The organism is Streptomyces buecherae, from assembly GCF_014295035.1.
In the GTDB taxonomy this organism is placed as follows: Bacteria; Actinomycetota; Actinomycetes; order Streptomycetales; family Streptomycetaceae; genus Streptomyces; species Streptomyces youssoufiensis.
The window spans coordinates 6,552,763-6,568,854 of the sequence record NZ_CP060404.1; the positions used below are offsets into that span (position 1 = coordinate 6,552,763).

Here is a 16,092-nt window from a genome sequence, read left to right on the forward strand (position 1 = left end):
CTGCGACTCCCTTCCCCGGACGGGCAATTGTCGTTGCTGTTCCGGCAACGTGGGTCCGCTGGCGCGGAGCGGGTGGGTGACACGCCGGGGCGCTCGACCAGGTGAGGCGGCTGTCTCCGGGAGTACCCGCCGCCGGGGCGTCAGGGCGCCAGCCGCGACCGCGGGTCGCGTCGGGTGGCGGGGGCTGGCCGGGCCCGCTATGCGGCGGCTGACTGATACCGCCAGACGGCGTGTTCGAGCCCGGCCTGGTCGTGACCGAGGAGAGTGGCGGCCTCCTCGTACGCGGCGCGTAGCCGCTCGTAGCGCAGGTCGGACAGGCCGGCCTGGGTGGCGAAGGCGCGTAGGTGGACGTCGACGGCGACCTGGGAACGGCCGACGAGGTTGCCGACGTAGCCGACGCTCTTCACGCCCACTCCCCGCACCGTGCGCAGCAGGGCACGGTGGGTCGGGTCGTCAAGCCAGGTGCGGAGGTCGTCGCGGGTGTCGACGCCGTGGGCGGTCAGCAGGTCGGTGAGGGCGTGGGCCGTCGCGACCTTCCGGGGGGAGTTGAAGCTCATGGCCACGGCCAGGTCCTCGACGGCGAGCCGCCGCTGGAAGCCCTGGACCGTCGCCGCGTCCGGCCAGTTCGCCTGGAGTCGGAGCAGTCGCGGCCGGAGCGTCGCCTCGTACCGGCAGCGGGCCTGGAAGCTGACGTCGCAGATGACGGCGCCCATGTGGGCCCATCCACCGGGCGGGATGAAGGGCCCCTCGCCCAGGAGGCGTTGGACGTGGTCAGCGAGCCGCTGGGCGGGATCGGGTGGAGTCATGCAGCGATGATGCCGCTGTGCGCTGATGATCGGGGCGGAAAGCCCGGCGTCTCTCGCGCGGGCCCGGCCCGGCGCGGTGGCGGACTCCGGAGTCCTTTGCCGCCCCGCGCGGGCTCGCGGGTTCCCGGTCGTGGTCGGTCAGCGGGCCGTGAAGCCGCCGTCGATGGCCAGCGCGGCGCCGGTCACGAAGCTGGCCTCGTCGCTGAGCAGGAACGCGGCGAACGCGGCGATCTCCTCGGGCTGTGAGATCCGGCCCAGCGGGTGCAGGGCCGCGATCTGGGCCACGGCTTCCGGGGTGGTGCCCATCGTGCCGCGGAACAGCGGGGTGTCGACGCCGCCGGTGATCAACGCGTTGACCCGTACGGCCTGTTCGGCGTTCTCCAGTGCCGCCGCCCGGGCCAGGCCGACGACGCCGTGTTTGGCCGCCACGTACGGGGCGACGCCCGGCATGCCGACGACGCCGAGGTTGGAGGCGTTGACGACGACGGAGCCGCCGCCGGCCGCCACGATCGCCGGGAGCTGGTGCTTGAGGCTGAAGAAGACGCTCGTCAGGTTGTGTTCCAACTCGGCCGACCACCGCTCGGTCGCCGTCTCCTGGAGCGGACCGAAGGAATTGACGCCACCGGCGTTGTTGAACGCGCCGTCCAGCCGACCGAATTCCCGTACCGCCGTTTCCACCAGGTGGGCCATGTCGGATTCCACGGTGACGTCGGTCGGTACGAAGAGGGCGTTGCCGCCGTTGGCCCGGATGCCCGCCACCACCTCGTCACCGACGTCCTTGCGGCGCGCCGCGAGCACGACCGACGCGCCTTCGGAGGCGATCCGCTCGGCCACCGCCCTGCCCATTCCCGAGGTGCCGCCGGTGACCACGATGACCTTGGATTCCAGTCGCGTTGACATGACGGATATTCCTTTCCTCACTACTGTGCTGGCCTCCGAATTCGTTCGGCGAATTCGGCGATGAGGAAAGCTTCGCCCGCGGTGTCGTGGCGTGCTGGCGGTAAACGGACAGGCAGATCGGGGCCGGTCGCGCGCGGTGGTGAGCGCGGTGCCGGGCGGCGACCGCCGCCCGGCACCGGTGCCGCCCCGACGCGGGGTCAGGGGATGCGCGTGGCCGCCCCCGTCACCGCGATCCGCGGGTCGCCGGCGGCGATCCGGACCTCGAGGAGGCCCGGCCGGCCGAGGTCCTCGCCCTGGTGGAGGGTGAGCGTGGCCGGCGCCGTGGTGATGCCGAGGGCGCGGGTGTAGGCGCCGAAGGCCGCCGCCGCCGCGCCGGTCGCCGGGTCCTCGACCACCCCGCCGACCGGGAACGGGTCGCGCACGTGGAAGGTGGCCGACCGCTTCGTGCCGCCGGGCGCCGCCCACGCCAGTTGCAGGGTGGTCAGGTCGTGGGCGCGCATGAAGGTGGCGAGCCGGTCGAAGTCGTAGTCGAGGTCGGCCAGCCGCTCCCGGGTCGCCACGCCGATGACCAGGTGGCGCGCGCCCGCGTACGCGATGCGCGCGGGCAGTCGCGGGTCGAGGTCGGCCGCGGCCCAGCCGAGCGCCGCCAGTGCCTCGGCGAGGTCGGCGGCGGCGACCTCGGAGACCTTCGGCTCGACGCTGGTGAGCGTGGCGTACGCGACGCCGTCCCGCTCGGTCACCGCCACCGGGACGGTGCCGGCCCGGGTGGCGAACAGCAGGTCCCCCGGGCCGATCCGGTCCGCGAGCGCCACCGCCGTGGCCACCGTGGCGTGGCCGCAGAACGGGACCTCGGCCAGCGGGCTGAAGAAGCGCACCGTGAACGCGCGGCCCGGCTCCCCGCCGAGCCCCGGCGGCGGCGCGGTGAGGAACGCCGTCTCCGAATAGCCGAGTTCGGCCGCGATGGCGAGCTGCTCCGCGTCGGTCAGACCGGTCGCGTCCAGCACGACCCCGGCCGGGTTGCCGCCCTGCGGATCGCGGGAGAAGGCCGTGTAGCGCAGCACCTCGGGTCGGTCGGCCGGCGCCGGTGCGGGTGCCGACGCCGTCTCGGCGAGGTGGGGTTCGGGATCGTGTCGCGTCGTCATGTCCCCACCAACTGACCAGGTCAGCGACGTATTCCGGGCCATGACCAGGGCATCACCCGCCCGTGCGCCCCGACCGGACGGCGCGTGCTCCGCGCCCCCGGGCGGCAGGCCCCCGCGCGTCGAGGACAGGGCCGCGTACCGCTGTGACGGCGGCCAGCCGTCACGGAATGCCTCAAACGCCCGTTACGGGGAGGGAACTCACGCACCCGACATGTGTGGGTCGTACACGGGTCAGCGTGCGGCCGTCCGTCACCGCTCCAATCGCCTGCGACCCACACGAGCCCAGGAGGGGCAGATGACGCACTCATCGTATGACGACCAGGTGGAGCGGGAGATACGGGCCGCGGCGGCGCACCTCGGTCGCCGGCGGTTCCTGACGGTCACCGGTGCCGCCGCCGCGCTCGCCTTCGCCACCAACCTGCCCGGCACCGCGCAGGCCGCGTCGAGCACCTACGATGCCGCGCGCATCGCGGACGACCCGTTCACCCTCGGCGTCGCCTCCGGCGACCCGCGCTCCGACTCGGTGGTGCTGTGGACGCGGCTCGCCCCGCGCCCGTTCGAGGTCGGCGGCGGCCTGCCGCGCAAGAAGGTCCAGGTGCGTTGGGAGGTGGCGCACGACGAGCGGTTCCGCCGGGTCGTGCGGCGCGGCACGACCAGCGCGTACGCCGAGTTCAACCACACCGTGCACGTCGAGCCGGCCGGGCTCGAGCCGGGTCGCACGTACTACTTCCGCTTCCGGACCGGGAAGTGGGTCAGCGAGGTCGGCCGCACCCGCACCGCGCCCGCCGCCCGGGCCCGCGTCTCCGACCTGAGCTTCGGCCTCGTCTCCTGCCAGGCGTACCACGACGGCTACTTCACGGCCTACCGGCACCTGGCCGACGAGGACCTCGACGCCGTCTTCCACCTCGGCGACTACCTGTACGAGTACGCGGTGAACTCGGTCGGCGGCGCCCGCGAGTACACCGACCGCACGCTGCCGGAGGTCTTCAACCGGGAGACCGTGAAGCTGGAGGACTACCGGCTGCGGTACGCCCTCTACAAGACCGACCCGGAGCTGCGGGCCGCGCACGCCGCGCACCCGTTCATCGTCACCTGGGACGACCACGAGACGGAGAACAACTACGCGGACGACACCCCCGAGAACGACGTGCCGCCGGCCGAGTTCCTGATCCGCCGGGCCGCCGCGTACCGCGCGTACTGGGAGAACCAGCCGCTGCGCGCCCCGCAGCGCCCCGACGGTCCCGACATGCGGCTCTACCGGCGACTCCAGTACGGGCGCCTGGCACAGTTCGACATCCTGGACACCCGCCAGTACCGCTCCGACCAGGCGTACGGCGACGGCTGGCAGGTCCCGGGCCCCGAGTCCACCGACCCGTCGCGCACGATCACCGGCGCCGAGCAGGAGCGCTGGCTGATCGACGGCTGGCGGCGCTCGAACGCGGTGTGGAACGTGGTCCCGCAGCAGGTCACCTTCGCCGAGCGGCGCAGCACCGACAAGCCGGGCTACAAGCTGAGCATGGACTCCTGGGACGGTTACCCGGCCTCCCGCGAGCGGGTGCTCGCCGGTGCCGAGTCCGCGGGCGTGGACAACCTGGTGGTCCTCACCGGCGACGTGCACGTGCACTACGCGTTCGACATCAAGCGCGACTTCGCCAAGCCCGACTCGCGCACCGTGGGCGTCGAGTTCGTCACCACGTCGGTCGCCAGCGGCAAGGACGGCGTGGAGAAGCCGGACAACTGGGACCGGTACATGAAGGCCAACCCGCACCTGAAGTTCTACAACGGCAAGCGCGGCTACGTGGCCCTCACGCTCGACGGCGAGCAGGCCCGCGCCGACTACAAGACGGTGCCCTACATCACCAGGCCGGGGGCCCCGATCCAGACCGTGGCCTCCTACGCCACCGAGGCCGGCAACCCGGGCCTGCACCAGGTCTGACCGGCCGGTCGAGCTGACCCGGGCCGCGGGGCCCGCCCCCGTGCCCCCGCGACCGGCTCACCCGTTCGGCGGATGCCCGTTGGCCGTGCCGCCGGCCTGCCACTGTGCTGGAGGTATGGACGTGAACCCCATCGAAATGCAGAAGTGCCTGGGCGGGGTGCACTACCCCGCCTCCAAGCGCGAGATCGTCGACCAGGCCAAGGAGCACGGGGCGGGCAAGGACGTCATGGGCGCCCTGAAGTCGCTTCCGGAGAAGGAGTACGACTCGCCCGCCGCCATCAACAAGGAAGTGGGTCAGCAGTAGCCGACACCGGCCGATCCCGGCCGGGCGGAGCGGGTGCCGGTGTCGCCTCACGAGGCGACACCGGCACCCGCTCGTGCTCCCGCCACTCCCGCCCCGCCGCGAGCCCGTCCCGTGTCGGCGGCGCGGCGGGTCGCGCGCCGCGCGGCCGGCCCGGCTGAGCCGGGAATCACGTACGGAAGGCGGCGAATGAGGCGAGGCCGGCGGCGTCCTCGTGACAACATGGTTAGGCCATCAAACGACTATGGAGTCACGCATGACGGACCCCGGCCCCCGCGCGGCCGAGCCCACCACCGACACCCCGACCTCCACTCCCGTCACCGTTCCCGACGCCCCCGCCGGCGTCGCCGACGCCCCGGCCGCCACCGCCGACCCCGTCATACCCGGGCGGCCGGCGCGCCCGGACCCCGCCACCCCCACCCTGCCCGGCCAGCGCTCGTCCGGCCCGCACGGCGGGACCGCGGACGCCAAGGCCGCGGCGGCCAAGGCGGCGGACGCCAAGGCCACGGGCGGCACGTCCGCCGGTGCCGAGTCCGCCGCGCCGCACCTGGTCGCGCAGCGCCGCACCGGCCTGCTGGTCACCCTCATCCTCGGTGGCCTCACCGCGCTGCCGCCGCTGTCGATGGACATGTACCTCCCGGCGCTGCCCGAGGTCACCGACGCCCTGCACAGCCCGGCCGCCACCGTGCAGCTCACGCTGACCGCCTGCCTGGCGGGCATGGCCCTCGGCCAACTCGTCGTCGGCCCCATGAGCGACCGCTGGGGCCGCCGCCGGCCGCTGCTCATCGGCATGGTGATCTACGTGATCGCCACCGCCATCTGCGCGTTCGCCCCCAACGCCGAACTGCTCATCGCCTTCCGGCTGCTCCAGGGGCTGGCCGGCGCCGCGGGCATCGTGATCGCCCGGGCGGTCGTGCGCGACCTGTACGACGGGGTCGAGATGGCCCGCTTCTTCTCCACCCTGATGTTGATTTCGGGCGTCGCGCCGATCATCGCGCCGGTGATCGGCGGCCAGGTGCTGCGGCTCACCGACTGGCGCGGGGTCTTCGTCGTCCTCACCGTCATCGGCGTCCTGCTCACCGTGGTGGTCTGGCGCCGCCTCGACGAGACGCTGCCGCCCGAGCGGCGGCACACCGGCGGCCTCCCGGAGACGATGCGCACCATGCGCGGGCTGCTCGCCGACCGCGTCTTCACCGGCTACACGCTGGCCGGCAGCTTCGCCTTCGCCGCGCTCTTCGCGTACGTCTCCGGCTCCGCCTTCGTCATCCAGGAGATCTACGGGGCCTCGCCGCAGACCTTCAGCCTGCTGTTCGGCCTCAACTCGATCGGCCTGGTCGCGGTCGGCCAGCTCAACGGCAAGGTGCTCGTCGGCCGGGTCAGCCTGGACAAGGCCCTGTCCGTCGGCATCGCGGTGATCATGGTGGCCTCGGTGGCGCTGCTGCTCATGGCCTGTGGCGTCTTCGGCGAGGTGGGCCTCGTACCGATGGCCACCGGACTGTTCGTGCTGATGTCCGCGATGGGGTTGGTGATGCCCAACACCAACGCGCAGGCCCTGATGCGCACCCCGCACGCCGCGGGCTCCGCCTCGGCGCTGCTCGGCACCACCTCGTTCCTGGTCGGCGCCATCGCCTCGCCGCTGGTGGGCATCGCGGGCGAGGACACGGCGGTGCCGATGACGGTGGTCCAGGTCGGCTGCACGTTCGCCGCCGCCGCCGCTTTCATGGGACTGTGCCGCCCATGGCAGCGCGCGACCAGCGACAACGAGACGGTGCGGGTCCAGCCGCCCCCGGCACCGGGCGGCCAGGGCCGGAGCTGACCGACCCGCCCGCCCGGGCCGCGACCCCGGACCGGGGCCAGCTCACGGCGCTGGTGCGCGAGGTGGCCGCGCTGCCGGCGGGCGAGCGGCCCTGGTGCGCGGGCGTCGTGGTGCTCGCCGGGCAGGGCGACCGCACGCTGGTCCACGAGGCGTTCGGCTGGGCGGTGCGGTACGCGGCGTACGACGAGGCGACCGACCGGGGCGTCGAGCTGCCGGTGGGGGAGCGGGTGCCGATGCGCGCCGACACCGTCTTCGACCTCGCCTCGCTGACCAAGCTGTGCACGGCCCTGGTGGCGGTCGGCGCGGCCGAGCGGGGCGCCATCTCGCTGGAGCGACCGGCCGCCGCGTACGCCCCGGAGCTGACCGCCGCCGCGGCGCACGGCATCACCGTGCGCCAGCTCCTCACGCACACCTCGGGGCTGCGGCCCGAACTGCCGCTGTACGCGCTGCCCGCGGGCCCCGCCGACGACCCGGCCGCCGCCCGGTGGGCCGCGGTGGCGCGCGAGGCGCCGCTGACCGCGCCGGGCGGCCCGTACCGCTACTCGGACCTCAACATGCTGCTGCTCCAGCGGGTCCTGGAGCGCGCAACGGGGCGCCCGCTGGACGCGCTGGTCCGCGAGATGGTCACCGGGCCGCTCGGCATGCGCCGCACCCGCTTCGTCCCGCCCGCCACCTGGCGGCCGAACATCGCCGCGACCGAGGACCAGCGCGCACCGTGGGGCAAGCTCGACCGGGGTCCGGTGCACGGCGTCGTGCACGACGAGAACGCGTACGCGCTCGGCGGCGTGGCCGGGCACGCGGGCCTCTTCGCGCCGGCCGGGGACCTGGAAATCCTGTGCCGGGCCCTGCTGGCCGGCGGCGTCCACCGGGGTACGCGCGTCCTGGCGCCCGAATCCGTGGCCGCGCTGCTCGCGCCGCCGGGGCTCGGCTTCGCGGTGGACCAGCCCTGGTTCATGGGGGAGCTGGCCGGGCGCGGCGCGGCCGGGCACACCGGGTTCACGGGCACCAGTCTGGTGCTCGACCGGGCCACCGGCGGCTACCTGGTGCTGCTGGCCAACACCGTGCACCCGCGGCGCCGGCCGGCCGACAACGGGCCGCGCGCCGCCGCCACCACCCGCCTGGCCCGCGCGCTCGGCGCGCGGCCGGCGACCGGGCACACGGACTAAACTCCACCGGATGCACGCCCCCCGCCCCGCCGCCCGCGCCCCCCTCGCTGGCCCCGCCGACAGCCCCGTCGACAGCGCTGGTGACGCCTCCGACGGCCCCGTCACCGGCGAGAGCCTGCGCACCGCGCTCGCCACCCTCCTCGACGGGCTGCCGCCCAAGCAGGCCGCCCAGGCCGTCGAGCGGCTCATCGCCACCTACCGGGGGCGCACCCCGACCGGCGCGCCGGTCCTGCGCGACCGCTCCGACGTGGCCGCGTACGCCGCGTACCGGATGCCCGCCACCTTCGAGGCGGTCCGGCACGCCCTCGGGGCACTGCGCGCCGCCGCCCCGCACTGGGTGCCCGCCAGCCACCTGGACATCGGCGGCGGTACCGGCGCCGCGACCTGGGCCACGGCCGCGACCTGGGCCGACGAGCGGCGCGCCGGCACCGTCTACGACTGGGCCGAGCCCGCGCTCGCCCTCGGCCGCGAACTGGCCTCGGACTCCGGGTCCGCCGCGCTGCGCGCCGTGCGGTGGGAACGCCGCCCCATCGGCGCCGGCTTCACGCTGCCCGAGCCGGCCGACCTGATCACGGTCTCGTACGTGCTCGGCGAGCTGACCGAGGCCGACCGGGAGACCGTGATCGGCGCGGTGGCGGAGAGCGGGCGCGCCGTCGCGGTGGTCGAGCCGGGCACGCCGGAGGGCTACCTGCGGGTGCTGCGGGCCCGGGAGCGACTCGTCGCGGCGGGGCTGCGGGTGCTCGCGCCGTGCCCGCATAGCGACGCCTGCCCGATCGCCCCGGGCAGCGACTGGTGCCACTTCGCGGCCCGGGTCAGCCGCTCGTCGCTGCACCGCCAGGTCAAGGGCGGCTCGCTGGCGTACGAGGACGAGAAGTTCAGCTACGTGGTGGCGGCGCGGCCGGACGTGGCCGGGCGGGCGTCGGAGCACCGGGTGGTGCGGCACCCGCAGATCCGCAAGGGGCAGGTGTTGTTGGACCTGTGCGCGGTGGACGGCGAGCTGCGCCGGGAGGTGGTCACCAAGCGTCGTGGGTCGCTCTACCGGGCCGCCCGCGACGTGGCGTGGGGCGACGGCTGGCCGCCGGCGCGCGAGCCGGAGCCGGAGTCAGGGGCCGAGCCGGAGTCGCGGTCGGGGGAAGCCTGACCCACGTGTGCTGACCCGACCCGCCGCGCGCGGTGCGGTGTCGCGGCGGGTCGGTCGCCGGGCGGGCCTGACGCGGGTACGCGAGGGCGCGCCCGCGCGCCAGGCCAGCGGGGTCAGCGGGGTCAGTGGGGCCGGCGGATGGTGGTGAGGGTGGGGATCAGCGGGAGAGGGCCCGCTGGGGGTGCGCCGGACCGGTGGCCGGGCGGCGCGGACCGGTGGGCCGCTACCGCAGCTCCTGGGTGCAGCACTTGACGCTGCCGCCGCCCTTGAGGAGTTCGCCGGTGTCGAGTCCGATGGGCTCGTAGCCGCGCTCGCGCAGTGGCTCGAACAGGCCCACCGCCTCCTGCGGGAGCAGCACGTGGCGCCCGTCGCTGACGGCGTTGAGGCCGAACGCCGCCGCGTCCGCCTCGCTGGCGAGCAGCGCGTCCGGGAACAGCCGGGCGAGCACGGCCTGACTGCCGGCGGAGAAGGCGCCCGGGTAGTACATGATGTCGGCGTCGGTGGAGTCGTCGAGCACGGCCAGCGCCGTGTCCAGGTGGTAGTAGCGGGGGTCCACGAGGTCGAGGCCGATGACCGGACGGCCGAAGAACTCCTGGGCCTCGGGGTGGGAGAGCGGGCTGCTGCGGAAGCCGCGCCCGGCGAGCAGCAGGGTCGCGGTGACGGCGAAGTCGCCCTCGCCCTCGTTGATGTGCTCCGGCTCGTAGACGTCGGTGTAGCCGTGCGCGCGGAACCAGGCCGCGTGCGCCGCGGCCTCCGCCGTGCGCTCCGGGTGCGCGAAGCGGGCGCCGAGCACCCGCCCCTCGACCACGAGCGCGCCGTTGGCCGCGAACACCATGTCGGGCAGCGCGGGATCGGGACTCAGCTCCTCGACGGTGTGCCCGAGCGCGCGGTACCGGTCGCGCAGCACCTCCCACTGCGTGCGGGCGAGCGCGAGGTCCACGGGCTTGTCCGGGTCCATCCAGGGGTTGATGGAGTACGAGACCTTGAAGTGCGTGGGTGGGCACATCAGGTAGCGGCGCGGAGTCGCGCGGCGCTCAGACGTACGCAATGAGGGCTCCTCCCGGTGGGGTGGCTACGCACGGATCGCGTGCGCACCAGAATCGTCCATCCTTATGGACCGCGGTACATGGACCGAACGGGCCATTTGCTGCTAGCCCGGGCTGACCCCTTGAGCAGCCGCTATGCACCGGTATCACACCGAACGCAACCTTCGCGCGCGGGCGGTCGTCAGGCGGTCACCGACGACCGAGTGCGCCGGCGTACGCAGAGCGCACTCACCGTACCCGGCTGAGCCGGGCGCGGCGGGCGCGGCGGGCGCGGCGGGCGCGGCGGCGGCGCCCGGCTCGGCCGGGCGCGAGCGGCCCGTGACGCGCCACGGGCCCGCAGCCGATGGTGGCTACGGGCCCGCGTCCGGTGCGGTGCGTGTGGGGTGTCGCGGTTGGTGCTGGTGCCGGTGCTGGTGCCGGCGCCGGGGGAGTGGGCGCCGTGTCGGCCGCCCGGTGCCGCGCGGCCGGCGGCGGCGTGTGGCCCCGCCGGCGGCCCGCGGGTCACGCGTCCGTGGTCCGGTTCTTCTCCTGGAGCTTGCGCAGCAACTCCCGCTTCTGCGCCATCGGGTCGAGGTCGCCCTGCGCGCCGCGTCGCCCGCGCCCGCCGCGCAGGGCGGAGCGGGAGAGGTTGGCGCGGGTGCCGCCGACGCCGAGCATGCTTCCGGAACGTCCCTTGCTCATGGGGTCTCCCTTGGGGTGCGAGGTGGTGAGGTACGAGATGAACGAGACGAGGCGTCTCGCATGTCGTCGAGTCTGCGCGAGACGTATCGTCTTGTCAAGACGATACGTCTCGCCTCGTGGTTGGTAGATTGCCCCCATGACCCAGAACATGGCCCGTAAGACGGCCCCCGACTCAAGTCGCCGCAGCGAGCGCTCGCGCCGCGCGATCCTGGACGCCGCCCTCGAACTCGTCGGCGAGGTCGGCTTCGGCAAGCTCACCATCGAGGCCATCGCGGCCCGCGCCGGGGTCGGCAAGCAGACGATCTACCGCTGGTGGCCCTCGAAGGCCGCCGTGCTCTTCGACTCCTTCCTCGAACAGAGCGGCGGGGCCGGGGCGGAGATCACGCTGCCCGACACGGGCGACATCGTCGCCGACGCGAAGGACGTGCTGCGCGCCACCGTGGACACCATGGACGACCCCAAGTACGCGCTGCCCACTCGCGCGCTGATCGCCGAGAGCCAGAGCGACCCCGAACTCGGCGCGGAGGTCAACGCCCGGGTACTCGAACCGCAACTCGCCGCCTGGACCGGTCGGCTGCGCGCCGCGCAGGAGGCCGGCCAGATCGCTCCCGACGCCGATCTGCGGGTGGCCGTCGAGATGCTCGTCGGCCCGATCTTCCACCGCTGGTCGCTGCGGACCCTGCCGATGAGCCACGCGTACGCGGACGCCATCGTGGACCAGGTGCTGGGCGGCATCGCCACGCCGCCCGCCCCCGCGCCCGCCCCCGTCGCCACCTCGGGCCCGACGGACTCCTAGCCCGGACTCCTGGCCCGGACTCCCCGCCCGGCCCGCCGGCCGCCTTCCTCGTCTGAACTCCGATCCGCGTCCCGGCCCGAACCGGTCGGGACTGAACCGGTCCGGTCCGCGGACTGAACCGGTCCGATCCGAACTGGTGTGAAGCGGCCCGGTCAGGGATGGTCCGAGACGGCCCGGTCCGTCGCGTGCGCCCGCCGCCTCCCGTGAGCGGCGGGCGCCGCCGGTGCGTGCGGAGCCGGCCCGTCCCAGGGTGGCGGAACGCTCAGGGATGGCGTACGGACGGCCAGCACAACGCCCCGAGTGATCATAAGCAAAACGCTAGGGCCAAAAATCGGGATTTGCCCGCTCTCCGCACCGGGCACCGGGATAGTCTCTGCCGCCCCGGCTCCGCACTGCGGTCACCTGGGGCGCAGGATGGTGGCAGCATTGATCTCAGGACAGCGGCGAAGCGAGGGGATAGATGGAACGCAAAAGCAGGTTCTCCCAGTGGCTGCGCCGACCCCGGGGCGGTTCGGACCCGGCCGCGAGTGCCGGGGGCACGCGTGAGGATCTGCTGCTGGCCGCGGCGAGCGCCGGCCTCCCGCTCGCCCCCGCCGCGCACCCCGCCGGCTACCGGTGTTCCTGTGAGCGCGTCGGCTGTCCCACCCCGGCCCGACATCCCCTCTCGTTCGCCTGGCAGACCCAGGCGACCACCGACGTGGAGCGCGTCACGCACTGGCTGCGGACCCAGCCGGAGGCCAACTTCATCACCGCGACCGGCATCGCCCACGACGTGCTCGACGTGCCGGTCGACGCCGGTCGGCACGCCCTGGAGCGGCTCGGCGCCGCGGGCGTCGAGGTCGGCCCGGTCGCCACGTGCGGCCCCGACCGGATGCTGTTCTTCACCGCCACCCGTGGCACCCCGGACGACGAGGACGAGTGGTGGCCCTGCGAGCTGGACTGCCACCCCGAGACCATGGACGAGCACCCCGGGCTGCGCTGGCACTGCCGCGGCAGCTACGTGCTGGTGCCGCCGGCCCGGCTGCCGGGCGACGGGCACGTGGCCTGGCTCCTCGGCCCCGAGCGTCCGCTGCCCGACCCGCTCAGCCTGCTGGAGACGCTCACCGACGCGTGCGCCCTGTACGCGAGCGACGACGCGGACCACGAGACGGCGGCCTGGCCGATCGGCCACTGAGCCCGCGCCGACCGCCGGCCCGGGCCACCGGTCCCACCGGCCCGGGCGCGCGTCGCCCCCGCCGCGCTACTCGCCCTTGGCGGCCGTGACGCCCTCAAGACGGTTGAGGAAGACCACCTCGCGCTCCGCGGCGCCCTTGGCCGGGACGCGCACGGAGGACTCGAAGACCCGGGTCAACGTGATCGCCTTGCGCACCTCGCCGGTCATGACCGCCTCCACGCGCTTGGGCGGTGTGGGCCGGAAGCCCTTGGCGGCGGTCTGCTTCTGGCGGTGGTAGGAGGCGAAGAAGACCACGCCCCCGCCGTCCTTGGTGCGCAGCCCGACCGGGGCGAAGTCACCGCCGTGCGCGGGGGTGTCGATGTACTCGGTCCAGTACTTCGGCGTGCGCACGTGCTTCTGGCGCTCCGCCCGCAGCCCGGAGGTGGCCGGCCCGTCCGCGAACTCCGTGCCCTCGCCCGTCATCAGGTAGTTCACGTACGAGGAGCTGAGCCGGTCCGGGCGTACCGCGAGCCCCGAGTCGGCGCCGGTGGGCACCGGCTTGGCGAAGCCGTCGGCGTCCAGGGCGAAGTCGGGCACCTCGTCCTTGCTGAGCAGCGACAGGTAGGCGGCCCGCCACGGCTCGTCGGGCCCGCCCCGGGTGAACATCAGCATCCAGCGGTCGGTGCCGCGGTTGCTGTCCGCGTCGGCGACGAAGAACTTGGGCCAACCCGCCTGCTTGGGGATGGTGAAGCGGGCGTCCTTGAGTTCCAGCGCGCCCACCTGCGGATTGCCGCCCGGGTGCTCCGCCCGCTCGGCCGTCAGGTCCGCCTTGCCGATCGCGAGCAGCGGCCCCGTCTCGGCCTGGGCGATCAGCTTCGGATCGGCCGCGCGCCACGCCTTGTTGTACGTGTCGGTGAAGTGGCGGAGGACATCCGGGGCCTCTTCCTGGCTCACCGCCGGGATCACCTCCCGCTCACCGTGCACCGTCATGCAGCCGGTCAGCGTCAGCAGCGCCGCGGTGGTCAGCGCCGTCAACCGCAGGCGGGGCAACCTTTCCTTCATGGTGCTCCTGCTCCTTCGGGTGCGCCTCGCTCTGCACCGAGGACGCCACGAACGGCGCAACCCTATACGGGGCGGGCCCGGGCCAGGCTCCGGGGACCGGCCCGTCAGCCGAGCCGGGCGGGCGCCTCGGTGCCCCGGCCGTCGCGGCGGGGCACCACCAGCGGCACCCCGGTGCGCGGGTGCGGCAGCACCTCGACCGGCTGCCGGTAGACGGCCGACAGCAGTTCCTCGCCGAACACCTCGTCCGGCGGCCCGTCGGCCGCGATCCGCCCGCCGTGCAGCACGGCGGTGCGGTCCGCGTACGCCGCGGCCAACCCCAGGTCGTGCAGGACCACGACGACGGCGTCCCCCGCCGCGGCCCGCTCCCGGCACACCCGCAGCACCAACTCCTGGTGCCGCAGGTCCAGCGCGGCCGTCGGCTCGTCGAGCAGCAGCAGGGCCGTGCGCTGGGCCAACACCCTGGCCAGCGCGGTACGGGCGCGTTCGCCGCCGGAGAGCGCGCCGAAGGGGCGGTCGGCGAACGCGGCCACCTCCGTGGTGACCATGGCCGCCGCCACCGCCGGATCGTCCTCGTCCTCCGCCGGCGTGCCCACCCACGGGGCGCGGCCCATCCGTACCACCTCCTCCACCGTGAACGGGAAGGACAGCGCGGCGGACTGGGGCAGCACGGACCGGCGCAGCGCCAACTCGCCCGGGCTCCAGTCGGCCACGGGGCGTCCGTCGACGCGTACGGTGCCCGTGGCCGGGGTCAGGTCGGCGGCGAGCGCGGACAGCAGCGTGGACTTGCCCGCCCCGTTCGGCCCGACCAGCGCCAGCACCTCGCCCGCGGTGACCCGCAACGACACGTCGTCCAGCACCGTCCGGCCGCCGAGGACGACCCGCAGGTCGGCCACCTCGGCCGCCGCCTCGCCCGGCGCGGGGCGGCCCGGCAGCCGCCGGGCGCGGCCGGTCAGCCGGCCCGTCAGGGAGCGCACGCTCATGCCCAACCTCCTTGCTTGCGACGGGTCCTGCGCAGCAGCCAGAAGAAGAACGGGCTGCCGAACAGCGCGGTGAGCACGCCGAGCGGCAGTTCGGCGGGTTGTGCGACGGTGCGCGCCGCGAGGTCGGCCGCGACCAGCACGACGGCCCCGCCCAGCGCGCTGCCCGGCACCAGGAACCGGTGGCCCGGGCCCGCGGCCATCCGCAGCAGATGCGGTACGAGAAGGCCGACGAAGGTGATGATGCCCGCGACCGCGACGGCGGCGGCCGTCAGCAGCGCGACCAGCACCACGACGGCGACCCGCAGCCGTTCCACGTCCACGCCCAGGTGCCGGGCCGGGCGCTCGCCGAGGGCGAGCAGGTCCAGTTGGCGCGCGTACACCGGCGCGAGGACCAGGCCGGCCACGGCGCACGGCAGCACCGCGAGCACCTTGGGCCAGGTGGCCTGGGAGAGGCTGCCGAGCTGCCAGAAGGTGATCTGGGTGATCTGGGCGTTGTCGGCGAAGAAGATGAACAGGCCGATCAGCGCGCCGGCGAAGGCGTTGACCGCGATGCCGGTCAGGATCAGCGTCACCACCTCGGTCTTGCCGTCCGACCGCGAGAGCGCGTACACGACAAGCACGGTCAGCAGTCCGGAGCCGAACGCGCAGGCGGTCACGGTCCAGTCGCCGAGGAAGGTGAGGCCGAGCGCGATGGCGCCCACCGCGCCCACGGCGGCGCCCGCCGAGATGCCGATCACCCCGGGCTCGGCCAGCGGATTGCCGAACCCGCCCTGCATCAGCGCTCCCGCGCACCCCAGCGACGCCCCGACCAGCAGGGCGAGCACGACGCGCGGCAGCCGCACGTTCCACAGCACGCTCTCGCCGACCCGGTCCAGCGGCGCCCCGCCGAGCCCCACCCGGTGCAGCGCCGAGCGCGCGACGTCGCCGATGGGGATGTCGTACGCGCCGGTGCCCGCGGCCACCAGGCACAGCGTGACCAGCGCGACGACCAGCCCCCCGGTCAGCGCCGCGGCCCGCGCGCGCCGCCGCCCGGCCACCGTGGGGCTCGGCGGCCGCGCGGCGGCGGACTCGGCCGGCGACTCCTTCAGAGGCTCCGAAGCCGCCACGGCCTCCGAAGCCGCCACGGCCTCCGAAGTCCCGGGGAGCGGGGCGGACTTCCCGTCTTG

15 protein-coding genes are annotated in these 16,092 nt (G+C 74.5%); 7 read left to right on the plus strand and 8 right to left on the minus strand.

Features of this window, described 5'->3' with window-relative positions; translation table 11 throughout:
- Nucleotides 1-197 precede the first annotated feature (197 nt).
- From H7H31_RS26035 to H7H31_RS26045, 3 genes are all read right to left on the minus strand, one after another.
- Nucleotides 198-806, minus strand: a complete 609-nt coding sequence (locus H7H31_RS26035; protein WP_187063008.1) for a hypothetical protein — start codon at nucleotides 804-806, stop codon at nucleotides 198-200.
- 138 nt (nucleotides 807-944) lie between these two features.
- Entirely contained in the window at nucleotides 945-1,706 is a 762-nt protein-coding gene (locus H7H31_RS26040) for an SDR family NAD(P)-dependent oxidoreductase (protein WP_187063009.1), read from the minus strand.
- A 197-nt stretch (nucleotides 1,707-1,903) separates the two neighbouring features.
- Nucleotides 1,904-2,848, minus strand: a complete 945-nt coding sequence (locus tag H7H31_RS26045; RefSeq protein ID WP_187063010.1) for a PhzF family phenazine biosynthesis protein — start codon at nucleotides 2,846-2,848, stop codon at nucleotides 1,904-1,906.
- Between the two features lie 295 nt (nucleotides 2,849-3,143).
- Here H7H31_RS26045 and H7H31_RS26050 point away from each other — a divergent pair, with 295 nt between their 5' ends.
- From H7H31_RS26050 to H7H31_RS26070, 5 genes are all read left to right on the plus strand, one after another.
- Nucleotides 3,144-4,784 carry an alkaline phosphatase D family protein gene (locus H7H31_RS26050; RefSeq protein WP_187063011.1) on the plus strand — a complete coding sequence of 547 codons (1,641 nt, stop codon included), beginning with the start codon at nucleotides 3,144-3,146 and terminating at the stop codon, nucleotides 4,782-4,784.
- 115 nt (nucleotides 4,785-4,899) lie between these two features.
- Nucleotides 4,900-5,088, plus strand: a complete 189-nt coding sequence (locus H7H31_RS26055; protein ID WP_176161334.1) for a DUF2795 domain-containing protein — start codon at nucleotides 4,900-4,902, stop codon at nucleotides 5,086-5,088.
- A 253-nt stretch (nucleotides 5,089-5,341) separates the two neighbouring features.
- Nucleotides 5,342-6,901 (plus strand): Bcr/CflA family multidrug efflux MFS transporter, encoded by a 1,560-nt coding sequence (locus tag H7H31_RS26060; protein ID WP_232110088.1) that lies wholly within the window; start codon nucleotides 5,342-5,344, stop codon nucleotides 6,899-6,901.
- Nucleotides 6,823-8,067, plus strand: coding sequence for a serine hydrolase domain-containing protein (locus H7H31_RS26065; protein ID WP_187063012.1), 1,245 nt, complete (start codon nucleotides 6,823-6,825; stop codon nucleotides 8,065-8,067). The genes H7H31_RS26060 and H7H31_RS26065 overlap by 79 nt, the downstream gene beginning before the upstream one ends.
- A gap of 10 nt (nucleotides 8,068-8,077) precedes the next feature.
- Nucleotides 8,078-9,208 (plus strand): small ribosomal subunit Rsm22 family protein, encoded by a 1,131-nt coding sequence (locus H7H31_RS26070; protein WP_187118101.1) that lies wholly within the window; start codon nucleotides 8,078-8,080, stop codon nucleotides 9,206-9,208.
- 223 nt (nucleotides 9,209-9,431) lie between these two features.
- Here the strand turns inward: H7H31_RS26070 and ddaH are convergent, their stop codons facing one another.
- Entirely contained in the window at nucleotides 9,432-10,256 is an 825-nt protein-coding gene (ddaH, locus tag H7H31_RS26075) for a dimethylargininase (protein ID WP_372454569.1), read from the minus strand.
- A gap of 499 nt (nucleotides 10,257-10,755) precedes the next feature.
- Nucleotides 10,756-10,935: a DUF6243 family protein gene (locus tag H7H31_RS26080; RefSeq protein WP_187059981.1), complete on the minus strand. Its 180-nt coding sequence runs from the start codon at nucleotides 10,933-10,935 to the stop codon at nucleotides 10,756-10,758.
- Nucleotides 10,936-11,083: 148 nt separating this feature from the next.
- Between H7H31_RS26080 and H7H31_RS26085 the strand changes: the two genes are divergently transcribed.
- Both H7H31_RS26085 and H7H31_RS26090 read left to right on the plus strand, forming a co-directional pair.
- Complete coding sequence (locus H7H31_RS26085; protein ID WP_187118290.1) at nucleotides 11,084-11,731, plus strand: TetR/AcrR family transcriptional regulator; 648 nt, start codon at nucleotides 11,084-11,086, stop codon at nucleotides 11,729-11,731.
- Nucleotides 11,732-12,191: 460 nt separating this feature from the next.
- Nucleotides 12,192-12,905 carry a bifunctional DNA primase/polymerase gene (locus H7H31_RS26090; RefSeq protein WP_176161330.1) on the plus strand — a complete coding sequence of 238 codons (714 nt, stop codon included), beginning with the start codon at nucleotides 12,192-12,194 and terminating at the stop codon, nucleotides 12,903-12,905.
- A gap of 66 nt (nucleotides 12,906-12,971) precedes the next feature.
- Here H7H31_RS26090 and H7H31_RS26095 read toward each other — a convergent pair whose 3' ends face one another.
- The 3 genes from H7H31_RS26095 to H7H31_RS26105 all read right to left on the minus strand — a co-directional run bounded on the left by H7H31_RS26095 (nucleotide 12,972) and on the right by H7H31_RS26105 (nucleotide 15,963).
- Nucleotides 12,972-13,946: a hypothetical protein gene (locus H7H31_RS26095; RefSeq protein ID WP_232110089.1), complete on the minus strand. Its 975-nt coding sequence runs from the start codon at nucleotides 13,944-13,946 to the stop codon at nucleotides 12,972-12,974.
- A 104-nt stretch (nucleotides 13,947-14,050) separates the two neighbouring features.
- Nucleotides 14,051-14,926 (minus strand): heme ABC transporter ATP-binding protein, encoded by an 876-nt coding sequence (locus H7H31_RS26100; protein WP_187061282.1) that lies wholly within the window; start codon nucleotides 14,924-14,926, stop codon nucleotides 14,051-14,053.
- The gene (locus H7H31_RS26105; protein WP_232110366.1) at nucleotides 14,923-15,963 is read right to left on the minus strand and encodes a FecCD family ABC transporter permease; all 1,041 of its coding nucleotides are present in this window, start codon (nucleotides 15,961-15,963) and stop codon (nucleotides 14,923-14,925) included. The genes H7H31_RS26100 and H7H31_RS26105 overlap by 4 nt, the downstream gene beginning before the upstream one ends.
- Between the last annotated feature and the right edge of the window lie 129 nt (nucleotides 15,964-16,092).